The following is a 19,690-nucleotide window of genomic DNA, read 5'->3' on the forward strand; positions in this document are numbered from 1 at the left end:
AGCTAGTTTTTGACCGCATGGTCAAAAGCCGTTCCTGGAACGAAGCGACCGGGTCTCAGCCGACGAAGGCGCGCTCCACGACAAAGCTCGCCGGATGGCTGAGCGAGCCCTCCTCGAAGCCAAGGCTTTCGGCCAGTTCCTTGACGTCCTTGAGCATGTGCATCGAGCCGCAGATCATGATCCGGTCGGTTTCCGGATTGAGCCTGTCGATGCCGAGATCGCTGTAGAACTTGCCGGAGCCGATCAGCGCGGTGATGCGGCCCATGCATGCCGACTCTTCGCGGGTCGTCGAATTGTAGAGGGTGACGCGGCCGCCGGTCAGTTCGCCGATCAGCGGGTCGCTTTCGAGCGCCGCGACCAGCTCCTGGCCGTAGGTGAGTTCGGCAACGTCGCGGCAGGTGTGGGTCAGGACGACCTGCTCGAACTTCTCGTAGGTGTCGGGGTCGCGCAGCAGGCTGGCGAAAGGCGCGATGCCGGTGCCGGTCGAGATCATGAACAGGCGCTTTGCGGGCGTCAGGGCGTCCAGCACCAGCGTGCCCGTCGACTTCTGGCGCATGATGACGGTATCGCCGACCTGGATCTTCTGCAGTTCCGAGGTCAGCGGGCCGTCCGGCACCTTGATCGAGAAGAATTCCAGCTCGTCGTCCCAGGCTGGGCTCGCCACCGAATAGGCACGGTACACCGGCTTCTCGGCATTGGGCAGGCCGATCATGACGAACTCGCCGGACCGGAAACGCAGCGATTGCGGACGGGTGATGCGGAACGAGAACAGCCGGTCGGTATAATGCTTCACCGAGACGACGGTTTCGGCATAGACATTGGCCGGAATCGGGAATTGCAACGGACGGGCGCCAGCGATGTTGAGCGCGGATGTGGTGTTCATCAAATCCAACCTTCTGGCCCAACTCGCGGACGCGGGCACCAAACCTTTTCCTGCGCGCCCGAACCGTTCAGGTTCCAGCGTGCCGCTCGCACACTCCGAAGCGTAAGCTCTTGTGTCCGGAATTTATTAGTATACAAACGATATTTGCGTCAAGATACCGCCGCGAAACACCTTTCCAAACTGTGCCATATCCGTAGTCCGGGCATTTCGGGTTTCGACAATGAAAGAGAATTTTTCGGTGCAGCCGCCGGATTCCCTGGGCAGCGTCGTCGCCGGCATCGATGTCGGCGGAACCTTCACCGACCTGCTTCTGATCGATGGCCGCGACGGTGGCCGGGTGCATATCGCCAAGACCCCGACCACGGTCGACAACCAGGCGTTCGGCGTCGTTTCGGCGCTCGGCGCCACCGGATTTCCGATCGACGGCATCGACCTCATCGTGCATGGCACGACCACCACCACCAACGCGGTGCTGGAACGCCGGCTGGCGAAAACCGGCATGATCACCACGCGCGGTTTTCGCGACGTGATCGAGCTTGGCCGGCGCACACGGCCGCAGGCCTATGGCATGACCGGCAGCTTCGTGCCGATCATTCCGCGCAATCTCAGGCTGGAAGTGTCGGAGCGCGTCGAGGCATCGGGGACCGTACGCACGCCGCTCGACGAGGCCGAAATGCGCGAGGCGGTGAAGATGCTGATCGCGGCCGGCTGCGAATCCCTCGTCATCCATTTCCTGCATTCCTACGCCAACCCTGCGCATGAGCGGCGGGCCGCCGAGATCGCCGCCGAACTCTGGCCGAACGGTTACATCACGGCGGGCCATGCGCTGCTGTCTGAAGCGCGCGAATTCGAGCGCGGCGTCACCGCCTCGGTCAACGCCTCGGTGCAGCCGATTCTCGAGCGCTATGTGGAGCGGCTGCGCAAGGAGCTGGGCGCAAAAGGCTATGCCCGCGACTTCCTGATCATGAACGGCAATGGCGGCATGATCTCGGCCCGCTTCGTCACGCGTGAGTCGGCCAAGACGGTCATGTCGGGTCCGGCCTCCGGCGTCATCGCCGCCGCCTATACGGGAAAGCGCGCCGGCTTCGAAAACCTCGTCACCTACGACATGGGCGGCACCTCGACCGACGTGGCGCTGATCCGCAATGCCGAGCCGGCGGTGTCGAACGAGATCGAGATCGAATATGCGATGCCGATCCATGTGCCGATGGTGGCGGTGCACACGGTCGGCGCCGGCGGCGGCTCGATCGCCCGCGTCGACGCGGCCGGCCTGATCCAGATCGGCCCGGAAAGTGCCGGCGCCAATCCCGGCCCGATCTGCTACGGGCGCGGCGGTCTCGAGCCGACCATCACCGACGCCAACCTTGTGCTCGGCCGGCTGGCGCCGAAGAAGCTGCTGGCGGTCGAAAATCCGGTCACTGTCGAGCGCGTCACCGGCATCTTCGAAGACAGGATAGGCAAGGCGACCGGCCTGTCCGGCGTCGAGGCGGCGGGGGCGGTGCTGCGGCTGGGCAACATGAAGATGGCCGGCGCCATCCGCATGGTCTCGGTGTCGCGCGGCCATGATCCGCGCGATTTCGCGCTGTTCGCCTTCGGCGGCGCCGGGCCGCTGCATGCCACCGCTTTGGCGCGGGAACTCGGCCTGCCGAAGGTTCTGGTGCCGGCGCGGCCCGGCATCACCAACGCGCTCGGCTGCGTCGTCGCCGATTTGCGCCATGACTTCGTCAACACGGTCAACCAGCCCGTAGCTGTGCTCGATGAAGCCCAGCTTCACGCTGTATTGGAACGGCACCGAAACGAAGGTGAAGAGCTGATTGGCAAGGAAGCGGTGAAGCCGGAGACGATCCGCGTCACCCATTCCGCCGACATGCAGTTTGTCGGCCAGACGCACATCATCAACGTGCCGCTGCCGTCGTCGTCGGTGACCCGGCACGAGCTGCAGCTTCTGTTCGAAAAAGCCTATTTCGCCCGCTTCAAGGTCGAACTGCCGGAAATCCGCGCCAATCTGGTCAATCTCAACACTTCGGTCACCGGTGTCAGGCCGGCGATCGACCTGTCGCGGCTGATCGACCCGGCCGGGCGCGCAAAGACGCTCGACGAGGCACGACGCGAGATCCGTCCGGTCTGGTATGGCGGACGCTGGCACGATACGCCGGTCTACGACCGCGAAAAGCTGCCGCTCGACGCCGTCATCGAAGGCCCTGCGATCCTCGAACAGATGGACGCCACCACCGTGCTCGAACCCGGCGACCGCGCAAGATCGGACGCCGACGGCAACATCATCATCGACATTGGCGAGGCCTGATATGGCAAAGCTCGACGCCATCACCCTGTCAGTCCTCCAGGCGGCCCTGCAACAGGTCTGCGACGAGATGGACCTGACCTTTTCGCGTGCCGCCTTTTCGCCTGTGATCGCCGAAGCCAATGACCGCTCCGACGGCATCTATTCGGCCGTCGACGGCTCGCTCATCGCGCAAGGCAGCCAGGGCCTGCCGGTGTTTGTCGGGGTCATGCAGTATTCAACCAGGACGGTGATCGAGATGATCGCCGATGGCCGCTGCCTGCCACCGGAGCCGGGCGACATCTACATCGTCAACGACCCCTATCTCGGCGGCACCCATCTGATGGACGTGCGTTTCGCCATGCCGGTCTACAGGGACGGAAAGATCTTTTGCTGGCTGTCGAACACCGGCCATTGGCCCGACATTGGCGGCTCCGTTCCGGGTGGCTTCTCGGCTTCGGCGACGGCTGTCGAGCAGGAAGGCCTGCGGCTGCCGCCGGTGAAACTGTTCAAGAAGGGCGTGCTCGATCCCGAGATCTACGCCATCATCTGCTCCAACATCCGCGTCGCCGACCAGCGCATCGGCGACATCAGGGCCCAGGCCGCCGCGCTGCTGATCGGCCAGGACCGGCTTAACGGAATCCTGGATCGTTACGGTGACGAAACGGTTGTCGAGGCGATCGCCGAATTGCGCCGCCGCGCCGCCGAACAGATGCGCGCCAACATCGCGGCCATTCCCGACGGCACCTATCGCTCCAAGGCCTTTGTCGATTCCGACGGCGTGGTCAACGAGCCGCTGACCATAGCGCTCGCTGTCGAGAAACGGGGCGACACGCTGACCTTCGACTTCGCCGGCTCGTCAAAGCCCTGCGCCGGGCCGATGAACAGCGTGCTGGCGACGACCTTGTCCTCGGTCTATCTCGCCATGCGTCATATTTTCCCAGACGTGCCGATCAGCGCCGGCGCCTTCGAGCCGCTTGATGTCAAGCGGCCGGAAGGCACGTTCCTCGACGCCAAATATCCGCGCCCGGTTTCGGGTTGCGCCGCCGAAGTGTCGCAGCGCATCGCCGAGGCGGTGTTCGCGGCCATGGTGCAGGCGCTGCCGGACAAGGTGACGGCGGCTCCGGCCGGCTCCAGCGGCAATTTCGCGCTCGGCGGCAACGACCCGGCACGCGGCCGCGACTACGTCATGTACCAGATCTCCGGCGGCGGCTATGGCGGCAATGCCGGCCATGACGGGTTGACCAACGGCTGCTCGACCATCGGCATCTCCAAGTCACCGCCGGTCGAGATCATGGAACAGGCCTTTCCCGTGCTCTACCGTCACTATGCCTTGCGCGAGGGCTCCGGCGGTGCCGGCAAGCATCGCGGCGGTTTTGGCCTCGCCTATGAGGTCGAAATCCTGCGTGGCGACGCCCGCGCCTCCTTCGTCATGGATCACGGCCGTTTCGGCCCGCAAGGCGCACTCGGCGGCAAGGACGGCGCGGTCAACACGGTTACCGTCTTCCGCGACGGCGAGGCCCATGTGCCGCCGCATCTCTCCAAGGAGCAGGACATCGCCTTGAAGGCCGGCGACCGCGTGCGCGTCGGCACCCCGGGCGGTGGCGGCTATGGCGATCCGCTTGAGCGGGACCCGGAACTGGTCGCTCGGGATGTCAGACTTGGCTACTATACGGCCGAGCAAGCCGAGGACCTGTTCGGGGTCGCGCCGGCGGGCCTGGCGTCCTGATCTCGCGCATCGGACCGCACTGTTCGGCGCATTACATCAACACGATTCTTCGATCCTGAGGGTGTCAGGTCGAGAGCATAGTTAGCCGGCTTAAGTCTTACCCTCTCCGATCCAGCCTCGCCACCAGCCGGTCACCCGCCCACTGGATGCCGCAGACCAGGATGATCAGCACGATGACCACGGCGACCATGACGCTGGTCTCAAAACGCTGATAGCCGTAGCGGATGGCGAGGTCGCCGAGCCCGCCGGCGCCGATCGCGCCGGCCATGGCTGAAGCGCCGATCAGCGTCACCAGCGTCACCGTGAAGCCGGCGACGATGCCGGGCAGCGCTTCGGGCACCAGCACCTCGCGGATGATCGTCCAGCGGTTGCCGCCCATGGCGCGTGCCGCCTCGATCAGCCCGTGGTCGACCTCGCGCAGCGACACCTCGGCGATGCGCGCATAGTAGGGCGTGGCGGCAATCGACAGCGGCACGATGGCCGCCCACGTGCCGATCGAGGTGCCGACGATCAGCCGCGTCACCGGGATGAGCGCCACCAGAAGGATGATGAAGGGCACCGAACGGAAGCCGTTGATGACGGCTCCGAGCGCGCGGTTGACCCACGGGCTTCCGGCGATGCCGCCGCGATCGGTGGCGACCAGCGCCAGCCCGAGCGGCAGGCCGAAAACCAGCGAGATGAGGCCGGACGCGGCTGTCATCAGCACCGTTTCCCAGATCGAACGCAGCAGAAGCTCAAACAGAATGGGCGACATGGCCAAGCACCTCCACCCGCGCCTGGCGGGACTTCAGGAATGTGATCACTTCGGCGAGATGTCGTGCATCGTCGCCAGGAACTGAAAGGAACAGCGTGCCGACGGGCTGCTCCTGGATGTGGTCGATGCCGCCATGGACGAGGCGGAACGGACCGGGGACCATTGCCGCGAGATCCGAGAGCAGCGGGCCGCGCGCGGCCTCGCCGGCCACGTCGACGCGCAGGATCATTTCCGTGCCGACCCCCGGCGCCAGCCGGGCCGCCAGTTCGGCCGGCAGCTGCGGCCGGATGGTGCCGAGCAGGCTGCGGGTGATGTCAGAGCGCGGATCGGCGAACACCGACCAAACCGGCCCTTCCTCGACGATCCGCCCGGCGTCGATCACCGCGACCCGGTCGGCGATCGAGCGGACTACCTCCATCTCATGGGTGATCAGCAGGATGGTCAGGCCAAGCTGCCGGTTGATGTCCTTCAGCAGGGCAAGGATGGAACGCGTCGTCTCCGGATCGAGCGCCGAGGTGGCTTCGTCCGACAACAGCAGCGCCGGCCGGGCCGCCAACGCCCTGGCGATGCCGACGCGCTGCTTCTGGCCGCCCGACAGCGACGCCGGATAGGCTTTTGCCTTCTCCGACAGACCGACGAGATCGAGCAGTTCGGCCGCACGCCGCAGCCGTTCGGCCGTTGGCCGGCCCTCGATCTTGAGCGGCAGCGCCACATTGTCCTCGACGGTCTTGGCCGACAGCAGGTTGAAGTGCTGGAAGATCATGCCGATGCGCCGCCGCAGCGGCTGTAGGTCGCGCTCCCCGAGCCGGCTGATCTCGCGGCCTTCGATGAACACCTCACCGGAATCGGGTCGCTCCAGACCGTTCAAGCAGCGGATCAGCGTCGATTTGCCGGCGCCGCTGCGGCCGATGATGCCGAGAATCTCGCCCTTGCGCACCGTCAGCGAGACACCGTCGAGCGCCGCCGTCGCGCCGAAGCGGCGCTTCAGCTCGACAAGGCGTACGACGTCCTGCGACGCGTCAGGCCGGCCCTCGGTCGCATCGATGGTGTCCACGGATGCCGTGAAATGCTGGTTCATGCGTGTTCCTGTTCTCGCCATCCGAAAACGCAATCGCGGCCCGCGCTCAAGCGCGGACCGCCATTGCTCTCGAACCGGGCGTCCGGTCGCGGATGCTCTCAATAGGCGCTGAGGCCGGTGCCCTTGTAGACCTTGTCGAACTCGGCCTTCACAGCCTCGTTCTGATAGGAAGCCACCAGCGTCTTCACCCAGGCCTCGTTCTCATTGCCGGCCTTCACCGCGATGAAGTTGCGGTAGGGATTGTCGGCGATGGGCTCCTGCGCGATGCGGTTTTCCGGCGTCAGGCCGCTTTTCAGCGCCCAGTCGGTGTTGACCACGGCGGCATCGAGATCCTCGACCGAGCGGCCGACGATGCCGGCGTCGAGCTCCTTGATCACCACTTTCTTGGCATTCTCGGCGATGTCGGCGGTGGTGGCGAGAATGCCGGTGCCGTCCTTCAGCTTGATCACGCCCTCGTTCTGGAGGACGCGCAGCGCCCGGCCCTCGTTGGAAGGATCGTTCGGCACGCCGATCACCGCGCCCTCGGGCAGGTCGGCGACCTTGCTGTACTTCTTCGAGTAGAGGCCGATCGGCCAGACGCCGGTGTAGCCGACGCGGACGATGTGGTAACCTTGAGTCTTGATCTGGTTGTCGAGATAGGGTTGGTGCTGGAAGGCGTTGGCGTCGATTTCGCCACGCTCCAGTGCCTCGTTGGGCTGGGTGTAGTCGTTGAACACCACGGTCTCGACGGTGAGGCCCTTTTCGGCCGCCTGCGCGTCGACGACCCGCCAGACATCTTCATCCTCGCCGCTGATGATGCCGACCTTGATCGACTTCTTGTCCTCGGCGAACAACGCGTTGGGCGCCAACAGGCTGCCAATCGCCACGGCAGACGCGAACAGCAGAGCAAGACCACCGCGCCGGTTGAGGGTTGACCAAAGGGAAGATGGCAAAGTGTTTTTGAAGTCGGACATGATTGATCTCTGCGGTTGTAAAGTCATGGCAGCCAAACGGATTGCTCAGCCTTGATCGCATCGTCAGATATTCTATCGAATTTATCAAAGAACCGCGTTTCGTGGTTGCCCTCAATACCGGGAATATTCTCTCAAAAATTTCAAGGCAGCGAGCACAAGACACCGCCGGGGTCGACCCGCGCGCACCGTAGCGGCATCGCCTATGAGATCGGCTTCGACAACCCGGCCTATTCTCAAGGGTCTTCCGCGCACGGGTTGACAAGGCTCCGGCCGCGTGGCGCCGGATGCAGGTGGAGCAGGGTTGAGTTGAGCGTAGCACTTTTCCCGCTTGACTGACCCGCCGTACCGAATACGCTAGGGCAAAATACCGGCTCTGATCGCCGGGTGGCAAGAATGCCTCGTATGCCTCGCCTCGCCGGCGGTGGCTGCGGGGCATTGTTATTTTTGGGGATCTGTTTGAAACGGCGTATCGAGATCGGCATCCTCTATTCCCGCTCGGGGAGCTATCAGCTCGTGTCCGATGCGTGCCGGATGGGCGCCATGCGCGCGATCGCCGACATCAACGCCGATCGGAGCTCAGGCATCGAGCTTGTGCCGGTCGAACGCGACCCGCAAAGCAATGCCGATCGCTACGCGACCTTGTGCGAGGACATTTTCAAGACCAGCAGCGCGCGCCATGTCGTCGGCTGCGTCACCTCCTGGAGCCGCAAGGAGACCATCCCCGTCCTGGAGAAAGCCGGCGGGATGCTCTGGTACGCCTGCCCCTATGAGGGGTTCGAGGCCAATGAGCATGTCGTCTACATGCACGCTTGCCCCAACCAGCACCTGGTGCCGCTTATGGCTCATGTCGTGCCGCGCTTCGGCGCCAACGGCTTCCTGCTCGGCTCGAACTATATCTGGGGCTGGGAGATGAACCGCGTCGCGCGCGACCTGATCGCCGATGCCGGCGGCAAGGTCCTGGGCGAGCGCTATCTGCGCATCGGCGAGACCGACGTGTCGCGCCTGATCGGGGAAATCCGGGCCACGCGGCCGAACTTCATCCTCAACAATCTGATCGGCACCTCGTCTTACGCCTTCCTGGCGGCCTATCGCGACCTGGGCGACGAGGATTCCGCCTTCAGCCCCGAAACCTGCCCTGTCATCTCCTGCAACCTCACCGAGGGCGAGCTGCCGGCAATCGGTGAATCCGGCAAAGGGCACTTGTCGGTCGGGCCGTATTTCGCGCCGCGGCCGGCCGCTTTCGGCTCGTCCTTCGAGGCGTCCGCCTATGCGTCGGTGCAGGTGATGGCCGACGTGCTCTCCCGCGATCCCGACGCTGGTCCGGCGGAGTTTTCCAGGGCCTTCGCCGAGCGCCGCTTCTCCACCCGGCTCGGGCCGATCGCCATCGACGCCCACTCCCAGCACGCGACGCTGCCGGTGATCATCGGGCGGATCGCGGATGGCTTCTTCGAGGTCGTCAGCCGCGAGGACGAGGTCGCGCCGGACCCCTATCTGTCGCGTTACGACCCCGCCAGGACATTCGGCCGTCCCCGCCTGAGGGTCGTGTCGTGACCAGGACGCCGCGCATCCCCAATCTCGGTGGCGCCAGGGCCTTCATCCTGCATCGCCCGCATCCGACGGTGCAGGCGATCACCAGGCAATTGTCGGCCATCGGCCTGATCACGCTGGACTGCTGGCCGGAACTGCCGCCAGAAGCGCTGGCCGCCGATTTCGTCTTCTTCGACGCCGATCTCGGCTTCGACGAGCAGTTTCCATGGAAGCCGGGCGAGGCGCCGATGCCGCTGGTGGCGCTGATCGGCTCGGAGGCACCCGGCCGTATCGAGTGGGCGCTGTCGCACAAGGCCGATGCCCAGCTCTTGAAGCCGGTCGGCACTGCCGGCGTCTACAGCGCGCTGCTGATCGCGCGGCAGAGTTTCGAGGCACGCAAGCATCTGGCCAGCGAAATCGCGTCGCTTCGCCAGCGCGTCGCCGAACGCCAGACCATCGTGCGCGCCGTGACGGCGCTGTCGAAAGGCACCGACGACGACCGCGCCTATGCGCAACTGCGCTCGCTGGCGATGAGCTGGCAGATCAGCGTCGAGGATGCCGCGCGCCGGATCGTGGCGATGACAAGCGAAGAAGCAGCGGGGGAAGAAGGCGGCGATGACCAGTCCCATCGCGCCTGATCTCCCGGCCGCCGGGCGCATGCCGGTCAAGCCGCGTGCCGGCGTCTGGCGCCGGCTGGTCAAACGCCGCCTGGCAATGCTCGGCCTGGTGATCGTCGCCATCGTCGTTGCCGGCGCCGTGCTGGCGCCATGGCTGACCGGCTATGACCCCAACGAGCAGATGTTCGACGGCCTGACGCTGGAAGGCTCGCCCTTGCCGCCCAATGCGCAATTCTGGCTGGGCACCGACCTGCTCGGCCGCGACCTCTTGACCCGCATCCTCTATGGCGCCCGCACTTCGCTGATCATCGGCATCGTCGCCAATGGCGTGGCGCTTTTGATCGGCACCCTGGTCGGCGTTGTTGCCGGTTATTTCCGCGGCTGGGTCGGCGGCGCTCTGATGCGCTTCACCGACCTGATGATGGCGTTCCCGGCGCTACTGCTCGCCATTTGCCTGGCGGCGGTGTTCGAGCCCAGCCTGTGGATCGTCGCCATGGTCATCGCGCTGGTCAACTGGGTGCAGACCGCGCGCGTCATCTACACCGAGACCAGCTCGCTCGCCGAGCGCGAGTTCATCGACGCCGAGCGCACCATCGGGGCGAGCGCGCCACGCATCCTGTTTCGCCACATCCTGCCGCATCTCTTACCGACCATCATCGTCTGGGGCACGCTCGGCATTTCGACCACGGTGCTGCTCGAAGCGACGCTCTCCTTTCTCGGCATCGGCGTGCAGCCGCCGACGGCGTCCTGGGGCAACATCATCTTCGAGAACCAGACCTACTTCCAGGCCGCACCCTGGCTGGTGTTCTTCCCCGGTGCGGCGATCCTGGCGCTGGCGCTGGCCTTCAACCTGATCGGCGATGCGCTACGCGACATTCTCGATCCGACGCAGAGAGGCCGGGCATGATCGCCTATCTCGGCCGCCGCCTCATCCAGTCGCTGCTCATCCTGCTCGGCGTCTCGCTGATCACCTTCGCGCTGCTCTATCTGTTGCCGGCCGATCCTGTACGCCAAATCGCCGGCCGCAGCGCCACGCCGCAGACGGTCGAGAACATCCGCCAGCAGCTCGGCCTCGACCAGCCCTTCGTCATCCAGTACTGGCGCTATCTAGTGAAGCTCGCCAGCGGCGATCTCGGCCGCTCCTACATCCAGCGTTCCGAGGTCACCGAACTGATTGTCTCGCGACTGCCGGCAAGTCTGTTGCTGATGATCGGCGCCATCCTGTGCGAATTGCTGATTGGGCTCAGCATGGGGCTGATCGCCGCCGTCAAGCGCGGCACCGCCACCGACCAGACGCTGATGGTCGCTTCCTTCGTCGGCGTCTCGGCGCCGCAATTCGTCGTCGGCCTGCTGCTGCTCTACGTCTTTGCCGTGCGGCTGAGCTGGTTTCCGATCGGTGGCTACGGCACCTGGCGACATCTCGTGCTGCCGTCGCTGACCATGGGCATCCTCGGCGCCGGCTGGTACGCGCGCATGATGCGCTCGTCGATGATCGACGTGCTGCGCCAGGACTATGTGCGCACGGCCCGCGCCAAGGGCCTGGCGCGCGGCGCCATCCTTTTTCGCCATGCCCTGCCCAACGCCATCCTGCCGGTCATCGCCATGATCGGCATCGACATCGGCATCTTCATGGGCGGCATCGTCGTCGTCGAAAGCGTGTTCGGCTGGCCCGGCATCGGCCAGCTGGCGTGGCAGGCCATCCAGCGCGTCGACATCCCGATCATCATGGGCGTCACGCTGGTGTCGGCCTTCGCCATAGTGCTCGGCAACCTGCTCGCCGACATCATCGCGCCCTTCATCGACCCCCGTATCAAACTGAGATGAGCATCAAGCTCAGATGAAACCAAGAAAACAACCAGAGAAAGGGAACACGAAATGAGAAGATTTCTGGCCTCCACGGTAGCGGCATCGGCGCTGGCGCTGATGCTTGGCATGACGAGCGCCCGTGCCGAGGACACAATCGATCCGAACGCCAAGCAAGGCGGCGAAATCATCGCCACCTACAAGGACGATGTCACCACGCTCGACCCGGCGATCGGTTACGACTGGCAGAACTGGTCGATGATCAAGAGCCTGTTCGACGGGCTGATGGATTATGAGCCGGGGACGACCAAGCTGAAGCCCGACCTCGCCGAAAGCTATGACATCTCGCCCGACGGCAAGACCTTCACCTTCAAGCTGCGTCACGGCGTCAAATTCCACAATGGCCGCGAGATGACCGCCGACGACGTGAAATATTCGCTCGACCGCGTCACCAATCCGAAGACGCAGAGCCCCGGCGCCGGCTTCTTCGGTTCGATCAAGGGCTATGACGATGTCGCCGCCGGCAAGGCCGAAAGCCTGGCCGGCGTCACCGTGGTCGACCCCTACACCGTCAAGTTCGAGCTGACCCGCCCCGACGCCACCTTCCTGCATGTCATGGCCATCAACTTCTCGCATGTCGTGCCGAAGGAAGAGGTCGAGAAATACGGCGCCGATTTCGGCAAGCATCCGGTCGGCACCGGCGCCTTCAAGCTCGCCGAATGGACGCTTGGCCAGCGCATCGTCTTCGAGCGTAATCCTGATTATTGGCACAAGGGCCTGCCGCACCTGGACAAGATCACCTTCGAGGTTGGCCAGGAACCGATCGTGGCGCTGCTGCGCATGCAGAAAGGCGAGATCGACCTGCCCCTGGACGGCATTCCGCCGGCAAAATTCCAAGAGGTGATGGCCGATCCGGAGCAGAAGGCACGAGTCGTCGAGGGTGGCCAGTTGCACACCGGCTACATCACCATGAACACCACCATGGCGCCGTTCGATAATGTGAAGGTGCGCCAGGCCGTCAACATGGCGATCAACAAGGCCCGCATCATCCAGATCATCAACGGCCGCGCCGTGCCGGCCAACCAGCCGCTGCCGCCGTCGATGCCGGGCTACGACAAGGAGTTCAAGGGCTATCCCTATGACGTCGCCAAGGCCAAGGCATTGCTCGCCGAGGCCGGTCATCCCGATGGTTTCGACACGCAATTGTTCGCCATGAACACCGATCCCAACCCGCGCATCGCCCAGGCGATCCAGCAGGATCTGGCGGCCATCGGCATCAAGGCCAGTATCCAGGCGCTGGCCCAGGCCAACGTCATCGCCGCCGGCGGCGACAAGGCCGGCGCGCCGATGATCTGGTCCGGTGGCATGGGATGGATCGCCGACTTCCCGGATCCGTCGAACTTCTACGGCCCGATCCTCGGTTGCGCCGGCGCTGTGCCGGGCGGCTGGAACTGGTCATGGTATTGCAACAAGGATCTCGACGCCAAGGCGGCGGAAGCCGATTCGATCGTCGACCCGGCGAAATCCGCGGAGCGCAACAAGATGTGGAGCGCCATCTACGCCAAGATCATGGCTGACGCGCCGTGGGCGCCGGTCTTCAACGAGCAGCGCTTCACCATGAAATCCGCCCGCATGGGCGGCGCCGACAACCTCTATGTCGACCCGGTCCATGTCCCCATCAACTACGACAATGTGTACGTAAAAGATGTGCAATAACTGCGACTACACCATCCACGGGCGCCATCACCATTTCGGCTGGGACAATTCGTTTGTCCCAGCCGAGCGGGTGGCGCCCGGCTCGACCATCGAGTTCCAGTGCCTTGATGCGGGGGGCGGCCAGCTTCAGGCCGACAGCACGGTTGCCGATGTCGCCGGGCTCGACTTCGCCAAGGTCAACCCGGTGACCGGGCCGATCTTCGTCGAGGGTGCCGAGCCGGGCGACGCGCTCAAGGTGACGATCGAGATGTTCAAGCCGTCCGGCTTCGGCTGGACGGCGAACATTCCAGGTTTTGGCCTGCTCGCCGAAAACTTCAAGGAGCCAGCGCTGAACATCTGGAAATACGACGCCGCCTCGCTCGAGCCGGCGCTGTTCGGCAAGAATGCGCGTGTGCCGCTGAAACCCTTCGCCGGCACCATCGGCAACGCGCTGGCGGAAAAGGGCCACCACTCGGTGGTGCCGCCGAGGCGCGTCGGCGGCAATCTCGACATCCGCGATCTCGCCGCCGGCACCACGCTCTATCTGCCGGTGGAAGTGGCCGGTGCGCTGTTCTCGGTCGGCGATACGCACGCCGCGCAAGGCGACGGCGAGGTCTGCGGCACGGCGATCGAAAGCCCGATGGATGTCGTGCTCAAGCTCGACCTGGTCAAGGACGCCAGGCTGAAGACGCCGCGCTTCACCACCTCGGGCCCGGTGACGCGCCATCTCGACGCCAAGGGCTATGAGGTAACGACCGGCATCGGCCCGGACCTGATGGCCGGCGCCGGGGGGCTGTCGCGCAGATGGTCGACCTGCTCTCTGGCCGCTACGGAATAGATCCGGTCGAGGCCTACATGCTGGCCTCGGTGTGCGGCGATCTCCGCATCAGCGAGATCGTCGACATGCCGAACTGGGTGGTGTCGTTCTACTTCCCGCGCTGCGTTTTCGAATGAACGCACGCGCAGGCAAAAAGCGGACCGGAGCCGCCGCTCCGGCGGCGGCCGGGACGGTGCTCGACATCGCCAGCCTCTCCGTCAGCGTACGTGGCGAGGACGGCGAGCGCGAGGTCGTCTCCAACCTGTCGCTGACGCTTAAGCGCGGCGAGACGCTGTGCATTGCCGGAGAATCCGGTTCCGGCAAGTCGATGACCGCCCTGGCGATCATGCAGCTGCTGCCGCAGCCCGCAGCCCGCATTTCATCCGGTACGATCCGCCTCGGTGAGACCGAACTCACGACGCTCGACGAGCGCCAGATGCGCCGCATTCGCGGCGACCGCATCGCCATGATCTTCCAGGAGCCGATGACCTCGCTCAATCCGGTGCTGTCGATCGGCCGGCAACTGACCGAGTCCATCGAGGCGCATACCAGCCTGTCAAAGGCGCAGGCCCGCCAGCGCGCCATCGAGGCGCTGAAGGCGGTGCGCATCTCCGAAGCCGAAAGCCGGCTGAAGCAGTTTCCGCACGAACTGTCCGGCGGCATGCGCCAGCGGGTGATGATCGCCATGGCGCTGGCGCTTGAGCCCGATGCGCTGATCGCCGACGAGCCGACGACCGCGCTCGACGTCACCGTGCAAGGCGAGGTGCTGGAGCTGTTGCGCGACCTGCAGCGCCAGCATGGCACCAGCGTCATCCTCATCACCCACGACATGGGCGTGGTCGCCGAAATGGCCGATCGCGTCATCATCATGCGGCATGGCCGCATGGTCGAGGAGGGAAAGACATCAGACATCTTCGCACGGCCGCAAGCCGACTACACGCGCGAGCTGCTGGCCGCCGTGCCGCGCATCGGCGCCGGCGTCGGCCGGCAGAAATCCAGGGATGCCGAGACGGCAACGCCGGCCAATGTCGCCGTGGTCGATGATCTGCACGTCCGCTTCGATCTGCGCGGCGGCGTCTTTGGCCGGGTAATCCGTCGTGTTCACGCCGTCGAAGGCGTCAGCTTCTCGATCGCGCCCAACGAGACGCTGGCGCTGGTCGGCGAGTCCGGCTGCGGCAAGTCGACCACCGCCAAGGCGTTGGCCGGGCTGGTGCCCTACACCGGCGACATCGTCGTTGGCGGACGCAATTTGTCGGGCCTTGGCCGCGACGAGCGCAAGGCCGTGCGCCGCGACGTGCAGATGATTTTCCAGGACCCTTATGCCTCGCTCGATCCGCGCATGCGTGTCGGCGACCTCGTCGCCGAGCCGCTCGTCATCCATGGCATTGCCTCGAAGGAAGAGCGCAGGGAGCGGGTTGCGGCGCTATTCGAGCGCGTCGGCCTGTCGGCCGACCAGATGGAACTTTATCCGCACGAATTTTCTGGCGGCCAGCGCCAGCGCGTCTGCATCGCCCGCGCTCTCGCCTTGCGGCCGAAGCTGATCATTGCCGACGAAAGTGTCTCGGCGCTCGACGTCTCGGTGCAGGCGCGCGTGCTCGATCTGTTGAAGGAATTGCAGCGCGAATTCGGCGTCGCCTATCTCTTCATCTCGCATGACATGGCGGTGGTCGAAAACATCTCCGACCGCGTCGCCGTCATGTATCTCGGCCAGATCGTCGAGATGGGAACCCGCGACCAGGTGTTTTCCAACCCGCGCCACCCCTACACCAGGCGGCTGATCGAAGCCGTGCCGGTGCCCGACCCGGCCAAGCGAAGAAGCCGCTTCGCCCGCCTCGACCAGGAGATACCGAGCGCGACGCGAAAGATCGGCGAGATCCCACAGAGGCTGGTCCTAAGCGACGTCGGTGGCGGACATCTTGTTGCTGCCGGAAGCTGAGGGTTCTGCCCTGGACCGTCCGAGCCGTGCGTCCGCCTTCGGACGACACGGCTGCAATCACGCGATTGCGATCGCGTCACGCATCATGGCGCACCACGCGGCTGCCGCCGATCAATTCCTGATGAGCCCTTCATACGGCGCCGTATTCAGGATGTAAGCCACTTCGGTGCGATTCCGGGCGCGAAGTTTCTTCATGATATTGCGAACATGCACCTTGACCGTGCTCTCACACATATTGAGTTCATAGGCGATGATCTTGTTCGCTTTCCCGCGACGCAGCGCCTCTATGACCGAAATCTGGCGTGACGTAAAAACGTTGTCGTCTTGCGCCTGCTGTTTGATCGTCTGCTGGCTGTCCTTGGCGTTTTGCGCCGACTGGAAAAGCACACTCGGCGGGATGAAAATCCCCCCTGCCGCCACGAGATGAATGGCCTTGGCCGCAACCTGCAAGCTGACGCTCGTCGGAACGTAGCCGCGCGCACCATTTTCGATCGCCTTGAGAACATCGTCAAGGTTCTCGATATCGGCCAACATGATGGCATTCACCGAAGGTCTGGTCGCCTTGAGGTGGGCTATCCGGGCAAGATGGTGGTCTGCCTCGGAGTTTGACCACATAACGCACATCAAGACCGTCGAGATCCTTTGGGTCTCCTCCAAGTCCGCCGCGTCGAAGGCTTCGATGCTCGAGAAATGCTGGAAACGAAATGCGGGTTCGATTTCCGCGAGACCTCTTGCCAGGCAGTCGCACATCAGAGGTCGATCATCGATAATCGCGATCTCGATATCCGTCGCCGTGGATGCGGGGGGTTATCGGGATCGATATCGAAAGTGCACAGGCTTCGTTGGGCCGTCTCGTATGGTTGAATTGTCATAACTCCACCCCTTCCTGCCCCTCGCACCCATTGAGAACGAGGCCGCTGTTTTAGCTCCTCCTTAGTAAGCGTGGATTCGAGGCCGGCGTATGTGAAACAAGGCACACGGCGGAGCGAAGCCGATTTCGGCCACGATTTCGGCGATCCGAGAAACAACCGGCCCCGATATGCTGGCCCGACAAAGGCAATTGCTCTGCGCTTGAAAACGCCCAAAGCATGGTGAACCGGCTCAGGAATAGCAGCCGCGTTCGATGGCGAGGCGGCGCACCAGCGCCAGCACCGCATCGATGGTCGGGGTAGGCTTGTCCGTCAGCCGGCCGAGTTCCTGGACGGCCGTCACCAGCGCGTCGATCTCCATCGGTCGTCCACGCTCCAGGTCCTGCAGCATCGAGGTCTTGTGCTCGCCGACATCGCCGGCGCCCTTGATGCGCCGGTCGACCGCGATCGGAAAGCGCACGCCGAGGCTCTCGCCGATCGCCTGCGCTTCCAGCATCATGGTGCGGGCCAGCGTGCGGGTGCCCTCGTCGGCGACGATCGCCGCCAGCGTGCTGCCGGTCAGCGCCGAGATCGGGTTGAAGGAGAGATTGCCCCACAGCTTCACCCAGATTTCGCTGCGGATATCGTCGCGCACCGGCACCTGCAGTCCAGCCTTGACCATTTCCTCGGCCAGAAGCGTGACCCGTTCGCTGCGCTCCCCCGAGGGTTCGCCGAGCGAGAAGCGCTTGCCCTCGACATGGCGGATGAGGCCGGGCGCATCGACCTCGACCGCGGGATAGACGACCGAACCGATGACGCGCCGCGGCCCGATCCGCTGCCAGATCGCGCCGCCGGGATCGACCGCATTCAACCTCGTGCCTTCGAGCGGCCCGCCAACGCCGTGGAAATACCACCATGGCACGCCGTTCTGCATGGTGACGACAGCGGTATTGGACCCAAGCAGCGGTACGATCTGGGCCAGCGCTGGGGTGAGGGAATGGGCCTTCAGCGCCAGCACGACATAGTCCTGGGTGCCGAGCTCCTCGGGCTTCGCGGCGGCCCTGACGGCGGCGACCGATTCCTGGCCGTCCTCGATCAGGCGAAGTCCGCTTGTCTTGATCGCTTCGAGATGGGCGCCACGCGCGACGATCGAAAGATCGGTGCGGCCGGCGATCGCCAGCTTGGCCGCGAGATAGCCGCCGATCGCACCGGCGCCAAAAATGGTGATCTTCATCGTCAAAGTCCGAGTTTGGCGGCAAGCCCGATGCGCTGCAGCTTGCCTGTCGCGCCCTTGGGGATCTCGTCCAGGATCAGGATCTTGCGCGGCACCTTGAAGTCGGCGAGCCGCGTCGCGGCATGGCTGCGGATGTCGCCCTCGGTGGCGGTCATGCCCTCGCGCAGCACGACTGCCGCCGCCACCTCCTCGCCAAGCTTGTCATGCGGCATGGCGAAGGTGACGACCTGCGCCACCGCCGGATGGTCCATCAGCACGTCGTCGACCTCGAGCGGCGAGATCTTTTCGCCGCCACGGTTGATGATCTCCTTGAGCCGGCCGGTGACGCGCAGATAGCCATCCTCGTCCAGCACGCCCTGGTCGCCGGTGTGGAACCAGCCATGCGCGAAGGCCGTGGCGTTGGCGTCAGGGTTCTTCTCGTAGCCCGCCGTCACATTGGGTCCGCGAATGACGATCTCGCCGGTCTCGCCGGCTTCCTGCAACCGACCGTCAGGCGCCATGACCGCCACCTCCGGTCCGGCGGCCGCGCCAACGCTGCCCGGCTTGCGCAGGCCCGGCGGCAGCCGGTTCGAGGCCATCTGGTGCGCCGCCTCGGTCATCCCGTAGGATTCGATGACCGGACAGCCGAAAGTCGCCTCGAGCTCGGCCATCACTTGCGCCGGCAGCGACGCCGAGGACGAGCGGATGAAGCGCAGGCGCGCTGCCGCCAGCACTTCTGGATTGCGGGCTGCCCGGGACAGGATGGCCTGGTGCATGGTCGGCACCGCTGTGTACCAGCTTGGTTGTGCCTCGCCCAACCACTGGAAGAAGCGCAGCGCGTTGAAGCCAGGCGTGCAGAAGATGCCGCCGCCTGACGCCAGCGAGGACAGCACGGCCGCGATCAGGCCATGGATGTGGAACAGCGGCATGATGTTGAGGCAGCGGTCCTCGGCCGTCAGGCCGAGTGTCGCGCCGATATGGGTGGCGGAGGCGGCGATGTTGGCATGGCTGAGCGGCACCAGCTTGGGCCGCGACGTGGTGCCCGATGTGTGCAGCAGCAGCGCGATGTCGCTGTCCTGTGCCATGCCAGGCGCTGCCGGCGCACCGATCGCCGCACCCTCGATCCTGAAACTGCCGGCAGGTGCATTAGGCTGCGCGACAAGCCTGAGCACGCCGATGCCGAGGCGCTCGGCCACCATCACCGCCGGTCCGGTTTCGCCTTCGGCGACGAGGATCGCCTTGGCGCCGATGTCGGTCAGGTAGAAATCGAGCTCATCCGCGCGGTAGGCGGGATTGAGCGGCGCCGTCGAAGCAGTGGCCGCCACCGCGACAAAGGCCGTGGCCATCTCCGGCCCATTCGGCAGCACGATCGCCACCCTGTCGCCTCGACCGATGCCGAGCGCGTGCAGCTGTTCCGCCGTGGCGGCGATCAGGCTGCGCAACCCGCCATGAGTGAGCGGCGCCCTGTCGGGGGCCGAAATCGCCGGCGCGTCGTCCGCCCCTGCAACGAGGCGGCGGGAAAGCTCTTTGGGATTCGCAATGTTGGTCATGATCAC

Annotated in this window: 15 protein-coding genes and 1 pseudogene; 9 read left to right on the forward strand and 7 right to left on the reverse strand. The window is 64.9% G+C overall.

What is annotated here, in order from left to right; translation table 11 throughout:
• Nucleotides 1-55: 55 nt before the first annotated feature.
• Nucleotides 56-883 (reverse strand): ferredoxin--NADP reductase, encoded by an 828-nt coding sequence (locus tag AC56QQ_RS00750; RefSeq protein ID WP_497125170.1) that lies wholly within the window; start codon nt 881-883, stop codon nt 56-58.
• Nucleotides 884-1,103: 220 nt separating this feature from the next.
• Between AC56QQ_RS00750 and AC56QQ_RS00755 the strand changes: the two genes are divergently transcribed.
• Both AC56QQ_RS00755 and AC56QQ_RS00760 read left to right on the forward strand, forming a co-directional pair.
• Nucleotides 1,104-3,188, forward strand: a complete 2,085-nt coding sequence (locus AC56QQ_RS00755; RefSeq protein ID WP_497125171.1) for a hydantoinase/oxoprolinase family protein — start codon at nt 1,104-1,106, stop codon at nt 3,186-3,188.
• A 1-nt stretch (nt 3,189) separates the two neighbouring features.
• Complete coding sequence (locus AC56QQ_RS00760; protein ID WP_497125173.1) at nt 3,190-4,893, forward strand: hydantoinase B/oxoprolinase family protein; 1,704 nt, start codon at nt 3,190-3,192, stop codon at nt 4,891-4,893.
• A gap of 97 nt (nt 4,894-4,990) precedes the next feature.
• Here AC56QQ_RS00760 and AC56QQ_RS00765 read toward each other — a convergent pair whose 3' ends face one another.
• The 3 genes from AC56QQ_RS00765 to AC56QQ_RS00775 form a co-directional block, all read right to left on the reverse strand.
• Entirely contained in the window at nt 4,991-5,647 is a 657-nt protein-coding gene (locus AC56QQ_RS00765; protein ID WP_497125175.1) for a methionine ABC transporter permease, read from the reverse strand.
• Nucleotides 5,628-6,725: a methionine ABC transporter ATP-binding protein gene (locus AC56QQ_RS00770; RefSeq protein WP_497125176.1), complete on the reverse strand. Its 1,098-nt coding sequence runs from the start codon at nt 6,723-6,725 to the stop codon at nt 5,628-5,630. Before AC56QQ_RS00770 ends, AC56QQ_RS00765 begins: the two co-directional genes overlap by 20 nt.
• Before the next feature lie 98 nt (nt 6,726-6,823).
• The gene (locus tag AC56QQ_RS00775; RefSeq protein WP_497125177.1) at nt 6,824-7,678 is read right to left on the reverse strand and encodes a MetQ/NlpA family lipoprotein; all 855 of its coding nucleotides are present in this window, start codon (nt 7,676-7,678) and stop codon (nt 6,824-6,826) included.
• 456 nt (nt 7,679-8,134) lie between these two features.
• Here AC56QQ_RS00775 and AC56QQ_RS00780 point away from each other — a divergent pair, with 456 nt between their 5' ends.
• The 7 genes and pseudogenes from AC56QQ_RS00780 (at nt 8,135) to AC56QQ_RS00810 (ending at nt 16,073) form a co-directional block, all read left to right on the forward strand.
• The gene (locus AC56QQ_RS00780; protein ID WP_497125179.1) at nt 8,135-9,229 is read left to right on the forward strand and encodes a transporter substrate-binding protein; all 1,095 of its coding nucleotides are present in this window, start codon (nt 8,135-8,137) and stop codon (nt 9,227-9,229) included.
• Complete coding sequence (locus AC56QQ_RS00785; protein ID WP_497125180.1) at nt 9,226-9,843, forward strand: ANTAR domain-containing response regulator; 618 nt, start codon at nt 9,226-9,228, stop codon at nt 9,841-9,843. The genes AC56QQ_RS00780 and AC56QQ_RS00785 overlap by 4 nt, the downstream gene beginning before the upstream one ends.
• Nucleotides 9,844-9,862: 19 nt before the next feature.
• Nucleotides 9,863-10,729 carry an ABC transporter permease gene (locus tag AC56QQ_RS00790; RefSeq protein ID WP_497129261.1) on the forward strand — a complete coding sequence of 289 codons (867 nt, stop codon included), beginning with the start codon at nt 9,863-9,865 and terminating at the stop codon, nt 10,727-10,729.
• Nucleotides 10,726-11,646, forward strand: coding sequence for an ABC transporter permease (locus AC56QQ_RS00795; protein ID WP_497125181.1), 921 nt, complete (start codon nt 10,726-10,728; stop codon nt 11,644-11,646). The genes AC56QQ_RS00790 and AC56QQ_RS00795 overlap by 4 nt, the downstream gene beginning before the upstream one ends.
• Nucleotides 11,647-11,697: 51 nt before the next feature.
• Complete coding sequence (locus AC56QQ_RS00800; RefSeq protein ID WP_489858985.1) at nt 11,698-13,341, forward strand: ABC transporter substrate-binding protein; 1,644 nt, start codon at nt 11,698-11,700, stop codon at nt 13,339-13,341.
• Nucleotides 13,331-14,274, forward strand: a pseudogene (locus AC56QQ_RS00805) (acetamidase/formamidase family protein). Before AC56QQ_RS00800 ends, AC56QQ_RS00805 begins: the two are co-directional and overlap by 11 nt.
• A complete protein-coding gene (locus AC56QQ_RS00810) occupies nt 14,271-16,073 on the forward strand; it encodes an ABC transporter ATP-binding protein (RefSeq protein WP_497125182.1) in 1,803 nt (600 codons plus the stop codon). The pseudogene AC56QQ_RS00805 and the gene AC56QQ_RS00810 overlap by 4 nt, the downstream one beginning before the upstream one ends.
• Before the next feature lie 111 nt (nt 16,074-16,184).
• On the opposite strand, the gene AC56QQ_RS00815 is transcribed toward AC56QQ_RS00810, so the two are convergent.
• The 3 genes from AC56QQ_RS00815 to AC56QQ_RS00825 all read right to left on the reverse strand — a co-directional run bounded on the left by AC56QQ_RS00815 (nt 16,185) and on the right by AC56QQ_RS00825 (nt 19,684).
• Nucleotides 16,185-16,823: a LuxR C-terminal-related transcriptional regulator gene (locus tag AC56QQ_RS00815; RefSeq protein WP_497100429.1), complete on the reverse strand. Its 639-nt coding sequence runs from the start codon at nt 16,821-16,823 to the stop codon at nt 16,185-16,187.
• A 351-nt stretch (nt 16,824-17,174) separates the two neighbouring features.
• Entirely contained in the window at nt 17,175-18,155 is a 981-nt protein-coding gene (locus tag AC56QQ_RS00820) for a 2-dehydropantoate 2-reductase (protein ID WP_497125183.1), read from the reverse strand.
• A gap of 2 nt (nt 18,156-18,157) precedes the next feature.
• The gene (locus AC56QQ_RS00825) at nt 18,158-19,684 is read right to left on the reverse strand and encodes an acyl--CoA ligase (protein ID WP_497125184.1); all 1,527 of its coding nucleotides are present in this window, start codon (nt 19,682-19,684) and stop codon (nt 18,158-18,160) included.
• Between the last annotated feature and the right edge of the window lie 6 nt (nt 19,685-19,690).

The organism is Mesorhizobium sp. RCAM 05099, from assembly GCF_059683685.1.